Origin of the sequence: Bradyrhizobium sp. ORS 111 (assembly GCF_045571485.1) — a bacterium.
GTDB lineage: Bacteria > Pseudomonadota > Alphaproteobacteria > Rhizobiales > Xanthobacteraceae > Bradyrhizobium.
Map to the genome: position 1 here is coordinate 4182602 of NZ_CP120701.1, position 20953 is coordinate 4203554.

Sequence of the window (20953 nt, forward strand, 5' to 3'; positions counted from 1 at the left end):
CTCATTCCGTTCCTTCGGAGCGGAAGATCGCAATCGAGACCGCCTTACCCTGCGAGATGTTGTAACCCTCGATCCGCACCATCGCGTTGTAGCGCAGCCCGATCGCCTCGGCGCGCTGCACGAAGGAGCGTTCGGAGCGCTGTTCGACCAGCGCAAACCGGCAGGCACCCTGAGCCAGGAAATCGGCTGCGCCCGATCCGTCGGTCAGGAGTGTCGACGTATCCGTCATGAACACGAGACTTGGCTCGAGGAAACCCGCCGCGGCCGCTTTCGGGCCGACGCAAGTCACGGTGCGCAGGGCGCGCGCCACCTCCTGGCTCGGAAATACCGTCGTGAGCCGCGGCAACACCACGCCGTAGGTGCCCGCCGCCATCAACACAGCGGCGACGGCGGCGTTGAGCAGCGAGCGCTCGGCGCGGCTGTCCTCGAATAGCCTCCAGGCAACGAGGCCGAACACCATCGCGACGGCAAATAACGGCCAGGCCGGAAAGACCGGCTGATGAATGGCCTTGATGGCCCCGACGATGACCAGCACCGAGCCGGCGGCGGGGATCGCAAACCACCAGGCCGAGCCGCGCGTAAGCCAAGGGGAGCGCGACAGCACGCGCCGCTCCAGCGCGCCCGCAGTCAGGATCGCGATCGCAGGATAGAGCGGCAGCACGTAATGCGGCAGCTTGGTCAGAACGGCCTCGAACACGATCCAGGACGGGATCAACCAGGCCAGCAGAAACTGCGCGCCGGGCTGCCGCCGCGCACGCCAGACCGCAGGCGCGGCCATCGCGGCCAGCGGTGCACCGGGCCAGAACGTAATCCAGAACAGCAGAAGATAGAGGCCGGGCGGCGCGCCGTGGGATTCCTGCGCCCCGAGCTTGCTCAGCATGTCGCCACCGACCGAGTCGGCAAAGAAGGTGTCGCCGGCGCGCAGGAAGATCAGCACGAACCACGGCAGCACCAGCACCAGCAGCCACATCAGCCCCCAGAGCGGGCGCATGCGCCCGAACCAGGCGACGGATCTGTCAAAGAAGGCGAGCACCGCCATCGCGAGCCCGACGAACATCAGGATCAACGGCCCCTTGAGCAGGATGCCTCCCGCCAGCGCCGTCCAGAAGATCGCAGGCGGCCCCCACGACGGACGTGCCGGATCCTCGCCGCGCTGCCATGACAGATAAACCCGCGCCATCGCGCCCATCGCGGCTGTTACCGTGAACAGCAGCATCGCGTCGGTCTTGGCGAGCCGCGCCTCCGCCCCGAGCAGCACGCAACTTGCCATCATCAAGGCGGCCAGCGCCGCGCCCTGCCGCGTCACGAAAGCCAGCGCTGTCCAGTAGGTCAACAGCACCGCGCCGATCGCGCCGATCAAGGATGGCAGGCGATAGACCCAGATGCGCACCTGGGCGCGCGGCACGCCCAGCGCGGAGACCGTCTTCAGCGCCGCCGCCTGCATCCAGTAGATGCCGACGGGCTTCTTGTAGCGGACATCGTCCTGGAAGCGGATGTCGACGAAGTCGCCGCTCTCGACCATCTGCTTGGTCGCCTGGGCAAAGCGCACCTCGTCGCGGTCGATCGGCGGGATCGTGAAGAAGCCCGGCAGGAACAACACCAGACAGGTCAGTGTCAGGAACAGGACCGAACGCCAATGGCTGGCCGTTGCGAATTCGAACGCCATGAACAACCTGCGGCTCGAATGCGCAGGCTTTACAGACTGTTGCCCTGCTCCGAAGCGCCGGGGTTGGAGGCCATCCACCATGGGTTTCGCATACGATGAAACCGCAGCGCAAACAACTGTGCAGTTCCGCTTTCCCGCGCCATCATTGCACTCGGATCACAACGGTATCCGCGGCCCCCGTGGCATCGATCACGGTCAGGCGCGCGAAGCCGGGCCCAGGCGGGTCAATCAGGCGCTGGCGCCGGCTGTCGATGTCCCCGGCTGAGACACCGTTGACCATGACCGTCAGCGGCAGCACGCCGCCGGCCACCTTCACCGGCATGGCCGCATTGCGGCCGCCCTCCGAATGATCGACGTCGATGCGTGAACCGTTCAGCGGAAATTGGATGTGCGGCGCGCGGTCATTGCCGCTGCGGATGAGCTCGCCGAGTGGGCGGAAACGTCGCAGCGGCGGCGGCAGCTTCGCGTTGCTCGCGATCAGAACGCCCCGCGGCGGCTTCGGTAGCGCGGCAAGGATCTTGCCGGTGCGCGCGAAGGCATCGAACAGGATCGGCGCCGCGGCGGAGCGACCGACCAAGCCCGGTACCGGTGAGCCGTCCGGGCGGCCGACCCAGACGCCGATGGTGATGCGGCCGTCGAAGCCGATCGACCAGGCGTCGCGATAGCCATAGCTGGTGCCGGTCTTGAACGCGATCCGGTTGGGCACGCCGTTCTCCGGCGGCGGCGTGCCAAGCAGGACGTTGCCGACCTGCCAGGCCGCGGCCTGATCCATCAGGCGCATCGTGTCGCGCCGGTCGTTGTCCTGCACGATCTCGCGCAGCGGCTTGGTCGCCCCGAGCCGCGCCAGTCCTGCGTAGAGCTGCGCCAAATCCTGCAGCGTCACGCCGACGCCGCCGAGTCCCATCGCCAGGCCCGGCGCCTCCTCCTTGGGCAGCACCAGATTGGTTCCGGCCTGCCGCAGCCGCGACGATAGCCGGCTGGCGCCAACCCGGTCGAGCAACGCGATCGCCGGCACATTGAGCGAAAACTGTAGCGCCCTGCGCACCGGCACCGTGCCCTGGAACGTCATGTCGAAATTTTCCGGCGCATAGGTGCCGAAGCGGATCGGGCGGTCCTCGATCAGGCTGTCCGGATGCACGAAGCCGTCCTCGAAGGCGAGGCCATAGATGAACGGCTTCAGCGTCGAGCCGGGCGAGCGCACCGCGCGGGTCATGTCGACCTGCCCTGCCCGCCGCTCATCGAAATAATCGGCTGAGCCGACCCGCGCGAGGACATCGCCGGTCGCATTGTCGACCGCGATGATTGCAGCCGAAATATAGGGCCCTAACGCGATCGCGCGGTCGCGGGCCAACGCCTCGAGATTCTTCTGCAAGGTGGCATCCAGCGTCAGCTTGATGACAGGCGCGTCCTTCATCGTCGCGATCGCCTGATCGGCCGAGTGCGGCGCCAGAATCGGGATCTGCTTGCGCATCTTCGACACCGGCACGGCCTTGGCCTGGGCAGCATCATCCTTCGACACCGCGCCCTCCTCGACCATGCGATCGAGCACGCGGTCGCGCGCAATGTGCGCCGCCTGCGGATAGCGGTCGAGCCGCCGCCGCTCCGGCGATTGCGGCAGCGCTACGAGCAGCGCCGCTTCAGCCAAGGAGAGGCGCTTCGGCTCCTTGCCGAAATAGGCGATCGATGCTGCGCGTACGCCTTCGAGATTGCCGCCGAACGGGGCGAGCGCGAGGTAGAGGTTGAGGATCTGATCCTTGGAGAACTGCCGCTCCAATTCCACCGCGCGCACCATCTGCCGCAGCTTGGCGTAGACCGAGCGTTGATGCCGCGGCTCCATCAGCCGCGCGAGCTGCATCGTGATGGTCGAACCGCCGGAGACGATCTCACCACGCGTGACAAGCTGGAATGCGGCGCGCGACAGCGCCAGCGGGTCGATGCCATGGTGCTCGTAGAAGCGCTTATCCTCATAGGCGAACAGCAGCTTCAGGTAACCCGGGTCGACGTCGGTCTTGGCGTCGACCGGCAGGCGCCAGCGACCATCGGCCATCGCATAGGCGCGCAGCAGCTTGCCATTACGGTCGACGACGGTGGTCGAGACCTGCTCGGCCTGCGCGATCGGCAGAGGCGGAAGCGACCGGACCCAGGCGGTGAAGGCGCCCGCGATCGCGATGAGCAGGACCGCCATCGCGGCGGCGACACGAACCGCCCACCTCCTGCCATCAGCGTCTTCCTCGCGCGCCGCGGACGTGGATTCACGGGTCGTCTGCCCGAAGACGCGCTTCGCGCTTTCGCCCACGCCTGACGACTGATGCTGGTTCACCACCTCGCTCATTTCGCCGACGTCACCTCGACCGCCCCGGTGCCGCTGCGGCCGTAGCGCGAGGGATTGTACATGTCCTCGACATAGGCCTGCGGCAGCACGTATTTGCCCGGCGACACCGCGCGCACGACATACGCGACGGTGAACACCGACTTGTCGTTGGCGGCACGGTCGATCGCCGCGGTGAACCGGTCATCGCGGAACTCGGTGTTCCTGGCCTCGACGCCGTCCTCGATCCAGTCGAGCGTGCCCGAATCGCCCGACGACACAAGGTGCGGATTGTCGATCTCGAATCCGGCCGGCAGATAGTCGGCCACCATGATGTGCCCGAACTCCGGTTTTGCCTCCGTGACCTTGAGGACGACAGCGAAGCGATCATTCTGCCTGGCCTTGGTGACATCGGCCGGCTTGCCGTCGAGCGTGTAGTAGGCGCGCTCGATCTTGAAGCCGTTGGAGGCGGCGGGCTCCGGCGTGACTGGCGAGCCCGACACCGAAATCACCGCCTGCACCGGCGCATCGCCGGTGTTGGTGATCTTGAGCGGCTGGCCCGTCATCTCCTCGGCCTTGTAGCTACGATAGACCGCGGACTTGACCGGCTGGCCGTTGATGTCGAGCGCCAGCGTCTCCTTCGCGAGCGCGCGCGCCGCCAGCACCATCCACGCATTCTCCTGCGTCGAGGTGTAGGGCGAAAGCCCGCGCGCGGCCTCGACCCGCAGCACCGCCTGCGTCAGCGTCGCGCGCGGCGCGTTGCCTTCGCCGGCGAGCGAGACCAGCGCCGCCGCATCGCGCAGCGCCGAGCCGTAATCGACCCGGCCGAACTCGAGCACCGGCTTCGGGTTCAGCGCATCGAGCGCGGCACCATAGACCCGCTCGGCGCGGGCCTTGTCGCCGACCAGCGCCAGCGCCGCGGCAAGCTGCGCCTTGGCGATCGGCGTCGCCAGATCGGTCAACTTGGTATCGGCGAGGTAGCGCAGGTCGCCGATCGGGGCTGCGCCATTGCGGGCGAGCACGTAGAGGCCATAGGCGAGATCGCGGCCGCCGTCCTTCTCGGGCTCGTTGGCGTTCACCACCGAATTCCTGACGCGGTCGAGCGCGCTCTTGAACAGCACGTCCGGCACCGCAAAGCCCTTTTCGCGAGCACGGGTCAGGAAGTCAGTGACGTAAGCGTCGAGCCATGCATCGTCGCCACCGGCCGCCCACAGTCCGAACGAGCCGTTCGAGCCCTGCCGTGCCAGCAGCCGGTCGATCGCGTCGCGGATGCGCTGGTCGACCGCGGTGTCCATTGCGAGATGGGCGCCGGCGGCGAGGTCGTTGACGTAGAGCAGCGGCAGCGCGCGGCTCGTGATCTGCTCGGAGCAGCCATAGGGATAGCGGTCGAGCGCCTTGAGGATCGTAGCGGCATCGAGCGCGGTGGAGAGGCTCGCCGAGATCGATACGCCGCCGGTGCCCGGAACGAGATCAGAGAACATGTCCGAGGTCAGCGTCAGGCTCTCGCCCTTCGCAAGGGTCCGGATGGAACGCCGCGCCAACACTTGCGTGGCTGGCTTGACGTCGAGCGCATAGTGCCGGGCCAGGGTCAGGCCGTTTGGCCCCGAGATGTTGACATCGAATTCAACGCGTCCCGCACCGTCAGCCCAGAGGCCGAACGACAGCGACGTGCGCTGCTTGGCGTCAAGGCGGACGGTGTTCTCGAGGGTCGCCACGCCGTCCCTTGTCATCAACATCTTCATCGCATTGCCCGACAGCTTCGCCGGTCCCGTCGCCTTGACCCCGAGCGTATAGTCGCCCGACGTACCTTCCACATTGTCGATCTCGAAGTTGACGGTGCCCTTGTCACCCGTGAGCAAGAAGCGCGGCAGCGTTGCCGTCAGCACCACCGGGTCACGTACGGTCACGTCGGTCGTGGCACGGCCGAGCTTGGTGGCGCTCCAGGCCACCGCCATCACCCGCGCAGTGCCGGCGAAGTCGGGGATGTCGAAACTCACCTCCGCAGTGCCGTCCGGTCCGACCGTGACGATGCCGGAATACAGCGCGAGCGGCTTCTGCGTCGGCGGCGAGCCCTGCAACTCGGCGCCGCCGGCGTCACCGCCAGTCCTGATCTGGCCGCGGCTGCCCTGCATGCCGTCGATCAACTGGCCGTAGAGGTCGCGGATCTCCGCGGTCAGGCGGCGCTGGCCGAGATAGTAATCATCGGGCGCCGGCGGCTTGTAATTGGTCAGATTGAGGATACCGACGTCGACCGCGGCTAGCACCACCTTGGCGTCCTCGCCGGGGCTGAGCCCGCCGAGATTGACCGGGATCGTCAGTGTCGAACCCGGCCGCACCAGTGCGGGCGGCGACAGCGCGACAGTGAGCGTGCGTGCCTTCTTGTCGATGCCGAACCATTTCAGCCCGATGGCGCGGCCCGGCATGCGGCCGGCGGCGACATCGAGCGGACGGCGCAGCGTCGTCATCACGTAGGCGCCGGTGCCCCAGTCCTTGCCGACCGGAATCCTGACCTGCTGGGTGCCTTCCTTGACGTCGACGCTTTGCGTGGTCAGCAGGCGGTCGCCGAGCACATAGACCGAGAGCTTGCCGGCCGTGCGCGCACTCACCGACACCGTCATGGTCTCGCCGGAGGCGTATTCCGGCTTGTCGATCGAGGTCTCCAGCAGATCGGGCGTATCTGCGCTGCCGTCGGAATACCACCCGACGTCGAACTGCACCGAGGTCAGCGGGCCGTCCGCGTCGGTCGACTTGACGTCGAGCCGGTAGCGGCCGGGCTGCGGCTGGAAGGTCAGCCGCATTGGCTTGTCGGCCGCAAGGTTGACGTCACCGTCGGCGACGCGACGGGTCGACTTGACCGGCTCGAAGTCCCACGACGAGTTCTGCCGATACCACTGGTAACGGGACTCCAGCTTCAACAGCTCGTAGCGTAGCCCGTCGCGCGGCAACTGCTTGCCGTCGGGCGCGACGAACACGACGTCGAACTCCGCCTTGTCGCCTTCCGCGACGCTCTTGTCGCCGAACAGCGGCTTGATGCCGATCAGCGAGGTCGCCGGCGCCACCGGCAGCACGATCTTGCGCTCGACCGCGCGGCCGCCGGTCTCCGCCATGCGGATGAAGACCTGGGCCTCCTGCGGCCGGGTCGAGGTCGGCGCCTTGTCGAGCTTCACCGGAAAGGTCGCCGCGCCATTGGCATCGGCCTCCGGCAGGTCCTCGATCGGGGTCCGCTCGTTGCTCGCAGTTTCCTCGTCCGCGACGCCGAACTGGTAGCCGGGATAGCCCGGGCGGCCCGAGGCTGCGGGCGCGACCAGCATGTCGCCTTCGAGCCGCAAGCCCGAGGCCGGCGCGCCATAGAGGAAATGGCCGCTCACTTGAAGTTCTACCGGAACTTCAGCCTTGATCATCTTGTCCTTGGCAGTGAGGTCGAATTCGATCCGCTCGGGGATATAATCTTCCACCATGAAGGTGGTTTCCCCGACCGAATTCCCCTTGGGATCGGTGAAGACCCGGACCCGCCAGGTGCCCGCCGGCACCGCCGAATTCAGGGCCATCGCCAGCGTCCGGCCGCCGGCGCCCTGATCTGGCAGCACGGCGCGCCGGAACTCGACGCCGTCGGGGCGCTCGATCACCATGGTCAGCGGCGTCCCGATCAGGGCATTGCCCTGCCCGTCACGCAACAGCGCCGTCAGATAGACCGTCTCGTTGGAGCGGTAGACGCCACGCTCGGCATAGACAAAGGCATCCGCGCCGGCCGGAATCGCACGGCCCGAAACGCCGCGGTCGGTGAGGTCGAAGGCGCTCGTCTTCAGGCTCAGGAAAGCATAGTCCGCCGTGTCGCTGGTCACGGTGAGCAGCGCCGGCGACAGCCCGCCCTCGCCGCGCGCGAGCCCTGACTCGAACAGCACGTGGCCGGCCGCATCGGTCTTGCGGATCGCCAGGATCTCGTTGTTGCGGGCGACGAGCTTCACCTCGGCGTTGGCAACAGGATCGGTCGAGGCCAGCGAGTTGACGAAGACGTGAATGCCGTCATTGCCTGAGAAAGCCGACAGGCCCATGTCCGAGACGATGAACCACTGCGTCGCCAGCGTACCGTCGTCATCGCTGCCCGGCCCCTTCGCCGCCGCCGTCATCACATAGACGCCCGGCTGCAGGTCGCCGAGCGCCTGGTCGACCGGGAATGCGGTGATCACGTCCTGGTTCAGCGTGGTCGCGGTCGCCAGTTCGCCGGACCACACCTTGACGCCGCGCTGGTCGCCGAGCTCGGAGAGCTGATAACGGCTCAGCGTGCTTTGGAAATCGGAATCGATCACCGTGTTGATCAGGTTGCGGTCGCCGATCCGGAACACGTCGATCTTGACCGCCGGCGTGTTGACGCTGACCACCGGAATGCCACGCTGTCCCGTGCGCGGCAGCACATAAGCGCGCCCGGTGAAGCGCACGAAAGGCTTGCGGTCGCGCACATAGATGTTGAACTCGGCTGACTTCGGCAGGCTCTCCTTGACCGTCGATGGCAGGCCGGCGCGCAGATTGATGTTGTAGCGCTCGCCATGCTTCAGCCCGTCGACGCAGAGCTGCTTGCCTTCGGCTGACAGCGCCGGCTTGTCGGTGCCGGCCAGCGCCAGAAATGGCGCGAAGTCGACCCGCTTCGCCAGTTCCTCGGAGAACTCGAAGCAGGCCCGCGGCGAAGCCGAGTCGGAATCGACGGTATAATCGAGCAGCCGGAAGCCGTGCTCGTCGCGCATCCTCTCGTACTGGCCTCTGATATCGGCGACCTCGCGCAGGTCGAGCGACAGGCGAAGTGCATCCAGCGCCGGCCGCCACAGCTTGCGCTCCGACAGCGCCTTGCCGAGCACGGCGAGCGCATCGGCCTCCTCGCCCGGATTGCCGGCGCGCTGATAGGCGATGTAGGCCGCGGTCGAGGCGCGCTCCATCAGGAAGGTTTGCTCGCTGGAGCTTGCCGAGCGGATCTGGAAGATCGCCTTGGCCAGCCGCAACCAATTGGCCCCGTCCTCCGGTGTGGTCGCCGCGATCTGGCCGAGGATCTGTAAGCCGGAGCGGACATCATTGCGCCTGAACGCTGCGTCCGCATCGGTCCGCAGGGTTGCGGATGACTTGTTGACCGGTCCCGCCTCGCTCTTGATCTGGGCCTCCAGCTTGATCGCAGAATCCGCCAGGTCGTCGCGCGTGAAGGCCTTGTCCGCGGCCAGGGCAGCGCCGGAGCCAACGCCGATCGCCAGCGCGGCGCAAACTGCGGCGGCACGAACCAAACCGATCATGATGGAGCTCCTGAAAGGGCCCGCGGACACGCGCCGCACGGCCCTGAAAAGTGCGCGAAAAGGTGACGGAGTAAAGGCGCTGAAATGACCGAATAATACCGTCGCAAACTGCATTGCCAGCCGTCCTTTGACCGGCTCCCGCGGCGGTATCTTGCCGCCGCCACATGCCGGGCAAGCGGACCGGGCGGCCCCCTGCTCGCCTTTGTCGCCCGATCACAGAAATCGGTTCGGACGGACTTGGCGGAGAAGCGGATTTTTCATATTGGCGGTGCTAGAAGACGGCCACGGTCCCGTAGCTCAACTGGATAGAGTAGCGGATTTCTACTCCGCGGGTTGCAGGTTCGAATCCTGCCGGGATCGCCAGCCTTGCGCGCAAGCCGCTAGACGGACCAGAAGGCGCCTCGTCTCCCAGTGTCTGCCGCACCAAGTTGAATCTAGGGCTCTCTTAACCACGAATGAGGGATGCCGTGAGGTGGCGGACCGGACGCTTCCCACGCGCGTTGTCCAGTACCATGCATACCGCGGGTTGCTCGGCCGTCTTTGTTGTGTGGGGCGCAGTCGTTCTCACTGCACCCATGGGAACCGCCGTTGCCCAGCAGGTGCAGCAGGTCCAGGCCGGAACGCTCGAGTGTCGCGGTGGCCCAGATACCGGGTTCGTTCTGGGCTCGGTGACCAATCTCGATTGCCTGCTGCAAGTCGATAGCGCGCCGGACAACCACTATGTCGCGGCCATTCAGAACTTCGACGTCTTCATCGGCGAAAGAGACGTCGCGCTCACCTGGAAGGTGATGGCGCCGACGCCGTGGCTTGGGGTCGACGACCTCGTCGGCACATACGCCCGCGCCGACGACGCCGGGGTCAAGGTCCTGGTCGGCGGATCGAATGCCACGATCACGTTGCGTCCGTTGACGGAGCGGAATGACACCGCCGCGCCTCAAGTCGACATCCAGAATTTGGTGATCCGACCGATGGATCGCTGACTGGCTGCGGCGCGGATCGCCCTCCCGGCCTCGTGGCAGAAAACACGACGAGGCGGGGTTTATGCCGCTTCGCGGCGATGATCGACCAGCAGGGCCGTCTGTTCTACATTCCGTGGCCCTGAAACACCTTCTGGCAGCTCCTGCTCAGCCGCGTTCGGTGTTGCTGCAGGCACTGCTGAACGGCGTTGTCGTCGGCCAGATCCTTGCGGCAAAATCGCTGCGCGTCTCGCCTGCACGCCTGCTGCTCCTGAGGCGAGCCCATGTGTCCTTGAGCCCAGGACGATGATGTCCCGATCAGCAACGCAACGGCGGCGAGCATTAGCTGGCGCATCGATCTTCTCCCTCGGTCGTGACACATTTGCGAACGCGGGATAAGGCGCCAACCTAGCGCACGGTTCCTTCGGCTGGCGCGGAATCGAGCCGCCGGGGCCGGCGCAGGCTATCGCGCCTAGGCTCCCGGTCCACTCGGCCCCGGCGCCTGCGCTGCTTGGTCCAAATCAGAACAACAACGCGGGCTACCGAACGGCCTGGGAGCTACTGCCGCCCTGATGTGTGGTGCGCCAAGGACCGCGAATGGTTACGAAAATCGGACGAATGATCAAACGTTTGCCGACGCACATCGCCGACATCAGGGAGAACCCGCGATGGTTGCCGATGTTTGCACTTGGACGCGTGATGCTGTTTCGCAATCTCGCTTGGCGCCTGACCGGCCCGCCTCGTCAACTGAACGTCGCGGCCACCCTCTTTCCTGAAGTTGACGCCGACGACGTGACCGTCCGGCTGCGCAAGGATGGATTGTTTCAGGGCCTCAAGCTTCCTGCGGTCATCCGGTCTGACATCGCAGTGTTCGCCCGGAGCACGCCGTGTTTCGGCAATTTCGATCGTAAGCTCGAACTGTTGGCGCAGGACCACCGTGCAGCCGAATTCGCGACCGGGAAAGCCATTCTAACCGGTCATTTCTTCGAACGCGTGCTCCAGTGTCAGGCGGCTCGTCGCGTGCAGCAGGATCCGCTCCTGCTGCAGATCGCTCAGAACTATCTGGGTGGCGAGGCTCGCGTCACCGCAACACGATTGTGGTGGAGCTTCCCGAGCGAGAGTGCCAGCGATTACGATCTTCATCTGGCATCTCAGAACAGGTTTCACTTCGATCTCGATGACTGGAGGATGGTCAAATACTTCTTTTACATCGAAGCCGTCGATCAAGATGCCGGGCCGCATCGCTACGTCCTGGGCAGTCACCGCCGCCGCATTCTTCGACATCAATTCACGCTGCTGGTCGGTCAGCCGGCGGAGGAAATCGAGCGCATCTACGGGCGAGAAGCGATCGTCACATTGACCGGAGCCGAAGGTTTCGGCTTCGCGGAAGATCCGTTTGGCTTCCACACAGGCACGCTGGCCAAGAGCGTGCCGCGGCTCGTCCTTGAAGTCAGCTTCGGCGTCAGCGAAAAACTGCACCGCCGCTTTCACGGCGAGCCGGTGGTGCACTAACATTCGAGCGACGGCCGCCTCGTTCAACGCTGCCCCGGATCGCGGCGAACGGCCTCGTTGAGGCGCCGGAATTGAGCCCCGGCCCGGCCGATCACAGGAAGTTGTAGTGCGGTTTCGTGCCGTTTAACATGTCGTGAAGGCGGGCCGGATCGTGCTGGCACGATGAAACTGCTGACCGAATACATTGAACACGCGCTGCAGTTCGAGCGGCTTGCGGCGGAAGAGCACGACACGCACCTCAAGGCACAGTTCATCGAACAGGCGAAGGAGTACCGCAAGCTGGCGGCGGAGCGCGCAAAGCGCTATGGCCTGCCGCCGCCCAGCCCGCCGCGCGCGACCGAGCCTTGAGCGGTCGCCGAGATCATCCTCCTCTCCCCACCATGGACGAGGCCCGGTCGAGCCATTGCCGCGTCGCCTCGTCGCTCCAGCCGGGGACCGCGAAACGCGTGGTCGGGGTCGCAGCGGCGGGCGGATGCCGCATCGCGGGCTGGCGGGCGCGAGCGTGACGCACCGGTGCGGCGCCCGCCGAAGCGCACAGAATGAGCAACAGACCAAGAGCCAGTACAGGACGCATCGCATTTGCTCCTGACAACCCGTAACGACGACAGGAGATTATCACGCAACCCACGCTCCATCCCCAATCCCGGTAGCACGCGGTTGACCCGCTGGTCCTTAAATCAGCGGCCGGCACAAGAATTTCGTCAGGAATGGCCGTGTAAGGATAATGCCGTTTGCACGCCTTGGACGGCCAGAGCCGCGGCCGCCCGAACGACCCGCCCCTGAGAGAACGCCATGCGGAACCTGAACGCCGTTCTGAGCAAGCTGAACGATCGACTGCTGCGGCTGGAGGGCGAATTGTTCGTCCTGCGGTCCATTGCGAGGGCCGCGCTGACGGCCGGGGATGAGTCCGCTGCGCGTACCCGCAAGCTGCTGGAGGGCGCCAAGCTGGCGCTTGCCGATGAAGCCGAGCGGCCGCTCGACAGCGCGACCATCAAGTACGTCGCAGCCGCCACCGCCATGGTCGAGGAGTTGCTCGAACATCCCCGCGAGGCCGCGCCATTGTTCAGGGTGATCGATGGCGGCAAGCGGGATGACTAGCTTCCGGCCCATCACGAAGTCGGTATCGATTCTGCGCGGCGAAACGATGAAAAATTTACCGGGTCTTAAGCGGCGCATCACACTTTTCAGAAAGGACAATCCTTTCGTTGTGAGCAGCCAAATTATGCCGGTCGTTTTGGAAGTGCGAGACAGCTTCAACCAGTTGCTTCCCAATTATGGCTTTACCCTCGACCCAGGTGAACTCGACGACTACACGGACCTGGCAAGGATCATTCTCCAGACCGTGCGCGATGGTGACTGGCGAGCACATAAGGTCCAATTCTCGATCGGTGGTCGGCCGGTTGGGACTGCGACCTACCAAGCCAGCGAAGCCGCGTAAGCAGCACCGAGCGACCTGAAGGTCATCTCGAGAGCCATCTTGAAGGTCTTATGGCGCGCGTCGAATGGCCGCGTCATACGCCTCGATTGTGGCCTTCGCCCTGATCGCAATGTCTACGGCCGTCATGCCCGGCTTGTAGAGACTGCTGCCGAGACCGAAGGCGCTGATCCCGGCCTTCACGTAGTCCGCAAAATTCTGGTCGGAGACGCCGCCGACCGCGGCGATCATCAGGTTCGGTGGCAGCACGGCGCGGATCGCGGTGATGCCGGCGGCCCCGAGCACGCTCGCCGGAAAGAACTTCAGGCTCGACGCACCCGTTCTTGCCGCCAGCAGCGCTTCGGTCGGCGAGAACACGCCGGGCATGGTGACCATTGCGCGCTCGCCGGCGCGCGCCAGCACCTCGACGTCGACATTCGGAGACACCAGCAGCCGGCCGCCGACATCATGGAGACGATCGACCTCGGCGACCGTCAACACTGTGCCAGCGCCGATCAGGACATCGGCCGGCGCCCGCTTCACCGCTGTTTCGATCGAGCGGAACGGCTCCGGCGAATTCAACGGGATCTCGATCGCCGTCATGCCGGCCTCGATCAACGCGCTCACGATTGCATCGGCCTCGTCCGGCTTGATGCCGCGCAGGATCGCGACCAGCGGACGTTTCATCGGCGGAAACGGGATACTCATTGCATTGTCCTTCAGGTCTTCCACATGGCCGCAGCAGCCCTGGACAGACCGCGACGGACCGCCTCCTCCGCATCGACCAAACGAAGCGGAATCGAAAGTGTTTCGAGCGCCGATTGATAGAGCCGCTGCAGGCGCCCGGACACGATCAGTGTGACCGGCGTTCCCGGCGGACGCTTGGCGAGCCCGGCCGCCAGCTCGAGGCCGATCAATGTCCCCGAGATCGTCTCGCGCGCCGCCGAGGCGCTGCCGCCGAACAGAAGCTGGCGCGATCGCACCCGGAACAGCAGATTGGCCGCGAGCGCCGGCGCGTTGAAGGCGTCGGCCACCGCCGTACCGAACGCATCGCCGTCCACAGCCTCGTCGGCGCCGTTGACGGCGTGCGACAGGATCGTCTCGCGCGCCACCGCGCTGAACAACTCGCCGGTCATGAATGTCGCGAAGCGTTCGACGGTCCCGCCGCGCATATGGACCCATTTGGAATGGGTTCCGGGCATGCACACGATCGCCTCGCCGGCCGCGTCGCGGCCGAGCGCGCCGAGGAGCTGGGTCTCCTCGCCGCGCATCACGTCCGGTGCCGCAGCATCGCGCTGCGCGATCCCCGGCAGGATGCGGATATCGCGCGCCTGCCCGCCGACCACGACAGCGCGGTCGAGGACATCGGAGAGATGCGCGGGCGTATCAATGTAGCCGGCCTCGACCCATCCCTGCCGCGCGCCAGCCATGCCGCAGATCACGACCGGCAGACCGGCCGCCGCGCCAACCGCATCGAGATGCGATTGCAGCACTGACGCAAAGCCTGACTTCGCTGCGGCCAACATGCCCTGCTCGCTGCGGCGCTCGTCCAGGACTTGGCCGGAACGATCCATCAGCCACAGCCGGAAACTGCTGGTGCCCCAATCGACGGCGACATATGCGGCACGATTCATTTCAGCGCAATTCCGAAGGTTTGCTGGGACGGATTCGAGGACGATGGTTAGCACGAACGTGCATGGCGTGAGAGTCCTGCGCTCAGCCTCGACGGGCAACTCACATTTTGCTTCTCAAGCGTATGAGTAACGCGTCGCAAACCCATCGCGCAGGGAAAGCCGGGATTGCTCCGGTTTCACCTGTGATCCCCGCTGAGCTTTTTTCACTGCTCGGGGCCCATGGGCGCCGCGGGAACGTGGCAGCCTGTGCTTGCCGCTGTCTGACACGTAAACCGGATCGCCGGTGCGCGCGGATATCAACTACCGTGCGCCCCTCAGCGTACAGGAGGTTGTGCAGGTGGTGACATTGCCATGGTCACATTTGATGCAAGCATTGACGCACTGCTCCATGACCTTGGGATTGTACTGGCTGTAGAGATTGGCCGCGCAGGCGTTGGTCGATCCCGTAACCTCCGGATCAGACCAGCAACCGGACAGGCAAAGTGCTGCGGCACTCACAATGGCGACCTTGAGCATAAGGCCTCCTGCCACGTTCCCTCGCAGTAACCTTTACCGGTTAGGTTAAATTCCGGTTTCAATTGCGGCCTTATCCGGAAGCAGTATTGCTTATCCACCGGACAAATCCCCAAGGTCCGGGCCCACACCGGCAAAGCCGTCAGGTCCTTCCGCTTGACGGCTTTGTTGTCCGGCAATGCGAGGATAGCAACAGGATGGCTCGAAAGCCGCGCTGGTCATTCAAGGAAGACCGCCGCCTCATGGAACTGGCGCGCGCCTCCAAGTCGCTCGAGGAGGTCGCCAAAGTCACCGGGCGTTCACCGGAGCGAATCAAAAAGATGGCGATGCGGCTCGGACTGTCGATCAAGCCGCGAGCCGCCAAGAAGTAACCGCAAGGATCCGTCGCCTGCCCGGCTGCCGGCTAAAGCGCGATGAGATCGGGTCGAATCGTCATCGCCGTTTCGCTCCTTGTTTGAGCTTGATCTTCGCGCAAACGCGCTCCGCGTTTGTCGCGAGGGAGAACCCCTTCACACTTTTCCGGATCAAGCTTAGAGCCCTGGAGGTGGACAATCCTCCTTTGCCCGCACCTGCATCGCCTTATTTCCGGCCTGAGCCGTGCGCGTGCAACTGGTAAACACGAAGGCAACCCGGCTGCATTGCCAGTGCGGTCCGAGCGCCGCGGTGGAGACCGGTTCGGGTGATGGCAGGCCGGACGACACCAGCGCCGCCAAAACAGTACACGTTACGATCGCGGCGGCGAGCACCGCGCCCTTTCGGGACCACAGCATAGAGATCATTGCTTTGGTTCCTGTCGATCCCGGGCATCTTGAACTGGTGCACCCGACTCCCCTGTGATCGGGATCACAATCCAGGCCGGCTATTTCGGGCTAGTTCGGCCGTACCAATTGGGGTGGATACTGCACTGCCGCAAGACGCGTCAGCGCGCCGGCTCGATCACATTGCAGTTGGTCCGGCCGGCCATCACGCAGTCCTGTATCTTGCTCGCCGACGTCAGGGCATGGGCGAGCCAGAGCCCGACGGCGAGCATCACCGCCGCCACCAGCAATCCCACCAGGGCGCCGCGGCGGCCGCCACCATCGTCCGGATCACCCATGATTGCTTCGGTTCCAGGCCATGCCGGGCGCATCATGACGGCTTTGCCCGCTACCGTGCGATCAAATCTGCAACAGTCGCACAGCAAAAAATTCACGCGCCGGGCATCGACGCCGCAATTGCGTTGCACGTTGCAGCACCTTGCGAAAAACTACCAGCTTGATGGAGCGCGTGTACGGGGCGTCCCAATGAGCGAGCCGGAGACCACCTACGACTTTTATCGCTACAGGCAACTGCTGTCCGAGGCCGTCGACGAATCCAGCCGGCTGCGGCTGATCGAGTTGCTGATCAGGGAAAAGGCCCGTGACAGGCTGGAGGCCCAGCGCATGTCGGACCGGGTCGCGATGACCGCGGAAACGGTCGCCAAGATTCTCGGCACCAGCGGGCGCCGCGGACATGTCGAGCGTGGTTAGGAGTTTCGGCGCGGCGCGGTGACCAATCACTCACCAACGCCGATCGTTTGCCGGACGCCTGCATGAGGGTGGCCGCCCCGAAGCGCTGATCGGCATCGTTTCGGCTCGGCTGCTGCCCGCTCATATCTCCCCTGCTCAGCCGCCCTCCTTCGACGCTGGCATTTTCGCTGGCGTTCACTTATTGAGACGCCGAACTGAATCCCCCAAATCCATCACCGAACAGAAAGTAGCAAGGCTTCCTCTATGAGTGGCTTCAAGGAACCGGGTTTTGCCGACCGCCAGAAAGCGGCCCAGCAGGCGCGGCAGAACATCCTCGACAAGTTTCGCACCCGGCCAGGACCTGATGATCCGGCCGTGAAGGCGCGAGCCGAGGAGCGCGCGGCGATTGCCGAACGCCGCGCCAAAGCCAAGGAGGCCCGCGACGCCGAGAAGGCCGAGCAGCAGCGCCGCGAGCAAGAGGCCGCCGCCGCCGAAGCCGCCCGGATTGCGCGCGAAAAGGAAGAGGAAGCTGCCCGGCAGGAGGCGCTGCTGGCCGAGCAGAAAGCCAAACGCGACGCCCGCTACGCCGCACGCAAGGAACGCGGCAAGAAGAAGCGGTAGCGCACAACAGGCCCGCCCCCGGCGGCGGGCCTGACGGCGACAGCGTGACGGCGGTGGTCAGTTCTTCTTCATGCCGTCGTCTTTCTTCATCATCCCGCCTTCCTTCTTCATGGCGTCGTCCTTCTTCATCATGCCGCCTTCCTTTTTCATGTGATCCTTGGACATCGTGTCCTCTTTCTTCATCGCGTCGTCCTTGCCCATCTTGTCCTGAGCGAACGCGGCGGGCGCGAGCGCTAGGCTGAGCGAGAGGATCGCGGCCGAGAGGCCGATGCAGGTCTTGGTGATCATGATGGTCATCCCTTGTGTGAAGCGACTGTGAAAGCGACGACTGCCGCTCCCTGCTCGACGGGCCGGACCACCAAACGTTACCTCAATAACAAACTCTTGAACCGAGGTGCCGCTCCGATGCGCATCACCCGCGCAGGTTGAAGCGTGCCGCTGCGTCGTCGCGCCGCAGTGTGCACCGCAACAAACGTCAATGCTTGCCGCCCCGCATCCGCTCGCATTATCAGGGCGCCTCGAACTATCAGACTAGAGAAGATTCGCCCGAAGACCGGCTATGGTGCGGCCGGCACCGGCCTAGCCAGCCAGTCAAGAAGCTCACCCCACGGGAGAACCATGCTCACACGCCGTCACGTCCTCGCGTCCGCCATCGCTGCACCCGCCATCCTGCGGATGGGCATCGGGACCGCGCATGCTGCGACCACGCTGAAGATCTCGCACCAGTTTCCGGGCGGCACCATCGACAAGGGCGACTTCCGCGACCGGCTCTGCCGGATGTTCGCGGCGGAGGTGGCGAAGCGATCAGGCGGCGAGATCGCGGCCGAGGTTTATCCGAACTCGTCGTTGATCAAGACCAACGCGCAGTTCTCGGCGATGCGCAAAGGCGCGCTGGATATCAGCCTGTACCCGATGCCCTATGCCGGCGGCGAATTGCCGGAGACCAATATCGGCCTGATGCCCGGGCTGGTCACGACCTACGACCAGGGGCTGCGCTGGAAGAAGGAGCCGGTCGGCAAGGCATTGACCGACTTCCTCGCCGACAAGGGCATCCTGCTGCTGACGTGGGTCTGGCAGGCTGGCGGTGTTGCCAGCCGCTCGAAGCCGATCGTGGCACCGGAAGACGCCAAGGGCATGAAGGTGCGCGGCGGCTCGCGCGAGATGGACATGGTGCTGCAGACCGCCGGTGCAGCCGTGCTGTCGGTGCCCTCCAACGAAATCTATGCGGCGATGCAGACCGGCGCCTGCGATGCCGGCATCACCTCCTCCACCAGCCTGATCTCATTCCGCCTCGAAGAGGTCGCGAAATCGCTGACCTCCGGCGCCGGCGCCTCCTACTGGTTCATGCTCGAGCCGCTGATGATGTCGAAGGCGATCTTCGACAAGCTGCCGAAGAACCAGCAGGACATCATCCTCGCGGTCGGCGCGGAGCTCGAAGCCTTCGGCCGCAAGGGCGCGCAGGACGACGACGCTGAGGTCGCCAAGGTCTATGAGAAGGCCGGCGCCAAGGTCAGCGCACTCGATGCCGCCACCGTCGGCAAGTGGCGCGACATCGCACGCGATACCGCCTGGAAGGACTACGGCGCCAAGACGGCGACGGCAGCCAACCTCCTGAAGCTCGCGAGTGACGTCGCCGCATGATGCACGGTCCGATCGCGGGTCAACCCGAAGCCGCACCAACAGCCACGGGCACCTCGCCCGTGGCTGTTCTCGAGCGTACGCTTGGTATTTGCAACAACGTCATCGTGGTGTTCGCGGCGATCGCCCTGATCGCGGCCTGCGTCATCCTGAGCTACAGCGTGCTCGGGCGTGCGCTCTTCCACATGGCTAATTACTGGCAAGACGAGGCCGCCGTGTTCCTCCTGGTTGGCGCCACCTTCATGACCTCGGCCTATGTGCAGGGCCAGCGCGGCCATGTCAGCATCGAAGCGTTTGTCGGCCTGCTCTCGAAGCGAGCGAATAGCGTCCGGCTCTGGCTGGTCGATCTCGCAAGTTTCGCGTTTTGCACCTTCTTCGCCTGGAAGTCCTGGACCTTGGCGCACGAGGCCTATGTCGACGGACAGGTGTCGAACTCGATGTGGTCGCCGCCGCTCGCGATCCCCTATGGGCTGATGGCGCTGGGCATGACGTTGCTCTGCGTGCAGCTCCTGCTGCAAATCCTGATTCCGCTGACCGGTGGCAGCCGTCGATGACCGTGTTTGGAATTGGCATCTCCTACGGGCTTGCCACCCTGTTTGCGATGTTCTCGGGCATGCCGATCGCATTCGCATTGGGCGCCGTCGCCGTCGTGTTCATGGCGATCTACATGCCGGCGGCTTCCCTCGATACCGTGACGCAGAACGTCTACGAGGAAATGGCCTCGATCACGTTGCTGTCGATCCCGCTGTTCATCCTGAAGGGCGCCGCGATCGGCAAATCCCGCGCCGGTCAGGACCTCTACTCGGCGCTGCACGCCTGGCTGCACCGTATTCCCGGCGGCCTCGGTGTCGCCAATGTGTTCGCCTGTGCGTTGTTCGCGGCGATGGCCGGCTCCTCGCCCGCGACCTGCTCGGCGATCGGTTCGGCCGGCATCCCGGAGATGCGCAAGCGCGGCTATTCCGGTGGCTTCGCCGCAGGCATCATCGCCGCCGGCGGCACGCTCGGCATCCTGTTGCCGCCCTCGATCACGATGATCCTGTTCGCGGTCGCCGCCGAGAAATCGCTTGGCCGCCTGTTCCTCGCCGGCATCGGTCCCGGCCTGCTGCTGGTGACGCTGTTCGGCCTCTACGCGGTATTCCGCTTCCGGAAGGAATATGCCGCCGCCCGCGCCGCCTATGAGGCAACCGGCACGGACGCCGCGATCCTGCAGCGCGACGAGTTCACCATGGCCGAGCGCTTCAGCGCGCTGCCCCGCGTGCTCCCGTTCGTGCTGCTCTTGACCGGCGTGATGATCGCGCTCTATGGCGGCTATGCGACCCCGTCGGAAACGGCCGGCCTCGGCGGTCTCTTGGCGCTCGCGCTGATCGCGGTGATCTACAGCGTGTGGCGGCCGAGCGACCTGTCGCCGATCCTGAAATCGACGATCCGCGAATCCACCATGCTGATGCTGATCATCGGCATGTCGCTGCTCTATTCCTACGTGATGAGCTATCTGCACATCTCGCAGTCGGCAGCGGAGTCGATCGTGGCCATGCACCTGCCGCGCTGGGAACTGTTGTTTGCGATCCTGGTGATGGTGATCGTACTCGGCTTCTTCCTGCCGCCGGTCTCGATCATCCTGATGACCGCGCCGATCATCCTGCCGCCGCTCCGCGCCGCCCATTTCGACATCATATGGTTCGGCGTCGTCATGACCATCGTGATGGAGATGGGCCTGATCCACCCGCCGGTCGGGCTAAACATCTTCGTCATCCGCAACGTCGCGCCCGACATCTCATTGAGCGAGGTGATCTGGGGTACCCTGCCGTTCGTGCTGCTGATGATGTTCGCAGTGCTGCTGCTCTGCGTTTTCCCGGAAATCTCCACCTGGCTGCCGAACCTCGTGATGGGGCCGGAAGGAGGCGGATAGAACCTCGTAGGACGGGGGTAGA

21 protein-coding genes and 1 tRNA gene are annotated in these 20953 nt (G+C 65.0%); 12 read left to right on the plus strand and 10 right to left on the minus strand.

Annotated features, from left to right (window positions below; translation table 11 throughout):
- Nucleotide 1: 1 nt before the first annotated feature.
- From P6U30_RS19515 to P6U30_RS19525, 3 genes are all read right to left on the minus strand, one after another.
- The gene (locus P6U30_RS19515; RefSeq protein ID WP_407164582.1) at nucleotides 2–1666 is read right to left on the minus strand and encodes an ArnT family glycosyltransferase; all 1665 of its coding nucleotides are present in this window, start codon (nucleotides 1664–1666) and stop codon (nucleotides 2–4) included.
- A 142-nt stretch (nucleotides 1667–1808) separates the two neighbouring features.
- On the minus strand, nucleotides 1809–3851 hold the full coding sequence (gene pbpC, locus P6U30_RS19520) for a penicillin-binding protein 1C (RefSeq protein WP_407170492.1): 2043 nt from the start codon (nucleotides 3849–3851) through the stop codon (nucleotides 1809–1811).
- A 143-nt stretch (nucleotides 3852–3994) separates the two neighbouring features.
- On the minus strand, nucleotides 3995–9247 hold the full coding sequence (locus P6U30_RS19525) for an alpha-2-macroglobulin family protein (RefSeq protein ID WP_407164584.1): 5253 nt from the start codon (nucleotides 9245–9247) through the stop codon (nucleotides 3995–3997).
- A gap of 286 nt (nucleotides 9248–9533) precedes the next feature.
- On the opposite strand from P6U30_RS19525, the gene P6U30_RS19530 reads away from it, so the two are divergent.
- Together P6U30_RS19530 and P6U30_RS19535 are read left to right on the plus strand one after the other, a co-directional pair.
- Nucleotides 9534–9610 (plus strand) — tRNA-Arg (locus tag P6U30_RS19530).
- Between the two features lie 212 nt (nucleotides 9611–9822).
- Entirely contained in the window at nucleotides 9823–10227 is a 405-nt protein-coding gene (locus P6U30_RS19535) for a DUF992 domain-containing protein (RefSeq protein WP_407164586.1), read from the plus strand.
- A 103-nt stretch (nucleotides 10228–10330) separates the two neighbouring features.
- Here the strand turns inward: P6U30_RS19535 and P6U30_RS19540 are convergent, their stop codons facing one another.
- Nucleotides 10331–10558, minus strand: coding sequence for a cysteine rich repeat-containing protein (locus P6U30_RS19540; protein WP_407164588.1), 228 nt, complete (start codon nucleotides 10556–10558; stop codon nucleotides 10331–10333).
- Between the two features lie 263 nt (nucleotides 10559–10821).
- Between P6U30_RS19540 and P6U30_RS19545 the strand changes: the two genes are divergently transcribed.
- The 4 genes from P6U30_RS19545 to P6U30_RS19560 all read left to right on the plus strand — a co-directional run bounded on the left by P6U30_RS19545 (nucleotide 10822) and on the right by P6U30_RS19560 (nucleotide 13153).
- The gene (locus tag P6U30_RS19545; protein WP_407164589.1) at nucleotides 10822–11715 is read left to right on the plus strand and encodes a hypothetical protein; all 894 of its coding nucleotides are present in this window, start codon (nucleotides 10822–10824) and stop codon (nucleotides 11713–11715) included.
- 162 nt (nucleotides 11716–11877) lie between these two features.
- Nucleotides 11878–12063, plus strand: a complete 186-nt coding sequence (locus tag P6U30_RS19550) for a hypothetical protein (protein ID WP_407164590.1) — start codon at nucleotides 11878–11880, stop codon at nucleotides 12061–12063.
- Between the two features lie 444 nt (nucleotides 12064–12507).
- Nucleotides 12508–12813, plus strand: a complete 306-nt coding sequence (locus P6U30_RS19555; protein ID WP_407164591.1) for a hypothetical protein — start codon at nucleotides 12508–12510, stop codon at nucleotides 12811–12813.
- Nucleotides 12806–13153: a hypothetical protein gene (locus P6U30_RS19560; RefSeq protein ID WP_407164592.1), complete on the plus strand. Its 348-nt coding sequence runs from the start codon at nucleotides 12806–12808 to the stop codon at nucleotides 13151–13153. The genes P6U30_RS19555 and P6U30_RS19560 overlap by 8 nt, the downstream gene beginning before the upstream one ends.
- A gap of 48 nt (nucleotides 13154–13201) precedes the next feature.
- Here P6U30_RS19560 and P6U30_RS19565 read toward each other — a convergent pair whose 3' ends face one another.
- The 3 genes from P6U30_RS19565 to P6U30_RS19575 form a co-directional block, all read right to left on the minus strand.
- Complete coding sequence (locus P6U30_RS19565) at nucleotides 13202–13837, minus strand: 2-dehydro-3-deoxy-6-phosphogalactonate aldolase (RefSeq protein WP_407164593.1); 636 nt, start codon at nucleotides 13835–13837, stop codon at nucleotides 13202–13204.
- Between the two features lie 11 nt (nucleotides 13838–13848).
- The gene (locus tag P6U30_RS19570) at nucleotides 13849–14763 is read right to left on the minus strand and encodes a 2-dehydro-3-deoxygalactonokinase (RefSeq protein ID WP_407164594.1); all 915 of its coding nucleotides are present in this window, start codon (nucleotides 14761–14763) and stop codon (nucleotides 13849–13851) included.
- Nucleotides 14764–15063: 300 nt separating this feature from the next.
- Nucleotides 15064–15279, minus strand: a complete 216-nt coding sequence (locus P6U30_RS19575) for a hypothetical protein (RefSeq protein ID WP_407164595.1) — start codon at nucleotides 15277–15279, stop codon at nucleotides 15064–15066.
- A 194-nt stretch (nucleotides 15280–15473) separates the two neighbouring features.
- Between P6U30_RS19575 and P6U30_RS19580 the strand changes: the two genes are divergently transcribed.
- On the plus strand, nucleotides 15474–15647 hold the full coding sequence (locus P6U30_RS19580; RefSeq protein WP_407146365.1) for a hypothetical protein: 174 nt from the start codon (nucleotides 15474–15476) through the stop codon (nucleotides 15645–15647).
- A 159-nt stretch (nucleotides 15648–15806) separates the two neighbouring features.
- Here P6U30_RS19580 and P6U30_RS19585 read toward each other — a convergent pair whose 3' ends face one another.
- Together P6U30_RS19585 and P6U30_RS19590 are read right to left on the minus strand one after the other, a co-directional pair.
- Nucleotides 15807–16055 carry a hypothetical protein gene (locus tag P6U30_RS19585; RefSeq protein WP_407164596.1) on the minus strand — a complete coding sequence of 83 codons (249 nt, stop codon included), beginning with the start codon at nucleotides 16053–16055 and terminating at the stop codon, nucleotides 15807–15809.
- Nucleotides 16056–16195: 140 nt separating this feature from the next.
- On the minus strand, nucleotides 16196–16372 hold the full coding sequence (locus P6U30_RS19590; RefSeq protein ID WP_407146367.1) for a hypothetical protein: 177 nt from the start codon (nucleotides 16370–16372) through the stop codon (nucleotides 16196–16198).
- A 187-nt stretch (nucleotides 16373–16559) separates the two neighbouring features.
- Here P6U30_RS19590 and P6U30_RS19595 point away from each other — a divergent pair, with 187 nt between their 5' ends.
- Together P6U30_RS19595 and P6U30_RS19600 are read left to right on the plus strand one after the other, a co-directional pair.
- Nucleotides 16560–16784, plus strand: a complete 225-nt coding sequence (locus P6U30_RS19595) for a hypothetical protein (protein WP_407170493.1) — start codon at nucleotides 16560–16562, stop codon at nucleotides 16782–16784.
- A 243-nt stretch (nucleotides 16785–17027) separates the two neighbouring features.
- A complete protein-coding gene (locus P6U30_RS19600) occupies nucleotides 17028–17384 on the plus strand; it encodes a DUF6481 family protein (RefSeq protein ID WP_407164597.1) in 357 nt (118 codons plus the stop codon).
- Nucleotides 17385–17441: 57 nt separating this feature from the next.
- On the opposite strand, the gene P6U30_RS19605 is transcribed toward P6U30_RS19600, so the two are convergent.
- Nucleotides 17442–17681, minus strand: a complete 240-nt coding sequence (locus tag P6U30_RS19605) for a pentapeptide MXKDX repeat protein (RefSeq protein ID WP_407164598.1) — start codon at nucleotides 17679–17681, stop codon at nucleotides 17442–17444.
- A 321-nt stretch (nucleotides 17682–18002) separates the two neighbouring features.
- Here P6U30_RS19605 and dctP point away from each other — a divergent pair, with 321 nt between their 5' ends.
- The 3 genes from dctP to P6U30_RS19620 are packed head-to-tail and all read left to right on the plus strand — an operon-like array spanning nucleotide 18003 to nucleotide 20931.
- Nucleotides 18003–19025 (plus strand): TRAP transporter substrate-binding protein DctP, encoded by a 1023-nt coding sequence (dctP, locus tag P6U30_RS19610; RefSeq protein ID WP_407164599.1) that lies wholly within the window; start codon nucleotides 18003–18005, stop codon nucleotides 19023–19025.
- Nucleotides 19022–19576: a TRAP transporter small permease gene (locus P6U30_RS19615; RefSeq protein WP_407164600.1), complete on the plus strand. Its 555-nt coding sequence runs from the start codon at nucleotides 19022–19024 to the stop codon at nucleotides 19574–19576. The genes dctP and P6U30_RS19615 overlap by 4 nt, the downstream gene beginning before the upstream one ends.
- Nucleotides 19573–20931 (plus strand): TRAP transporter large permease, encoded by a 1359-nt coding sequence (locus tag P6U30_RS19620; RefSeq protein ID WP_407164601.1) that lies wholly within the window; start codon nucleotides 19573–19575, stop codon nucleotides 20929–20931. The genes P6U30_RS19615 and P6U30_RS19620 overlap by 4 nt, the downstream gene beginning before the upstream one ends.
- Nucleotides 20932–20953 lie beyond the last annotated feature (22 nt).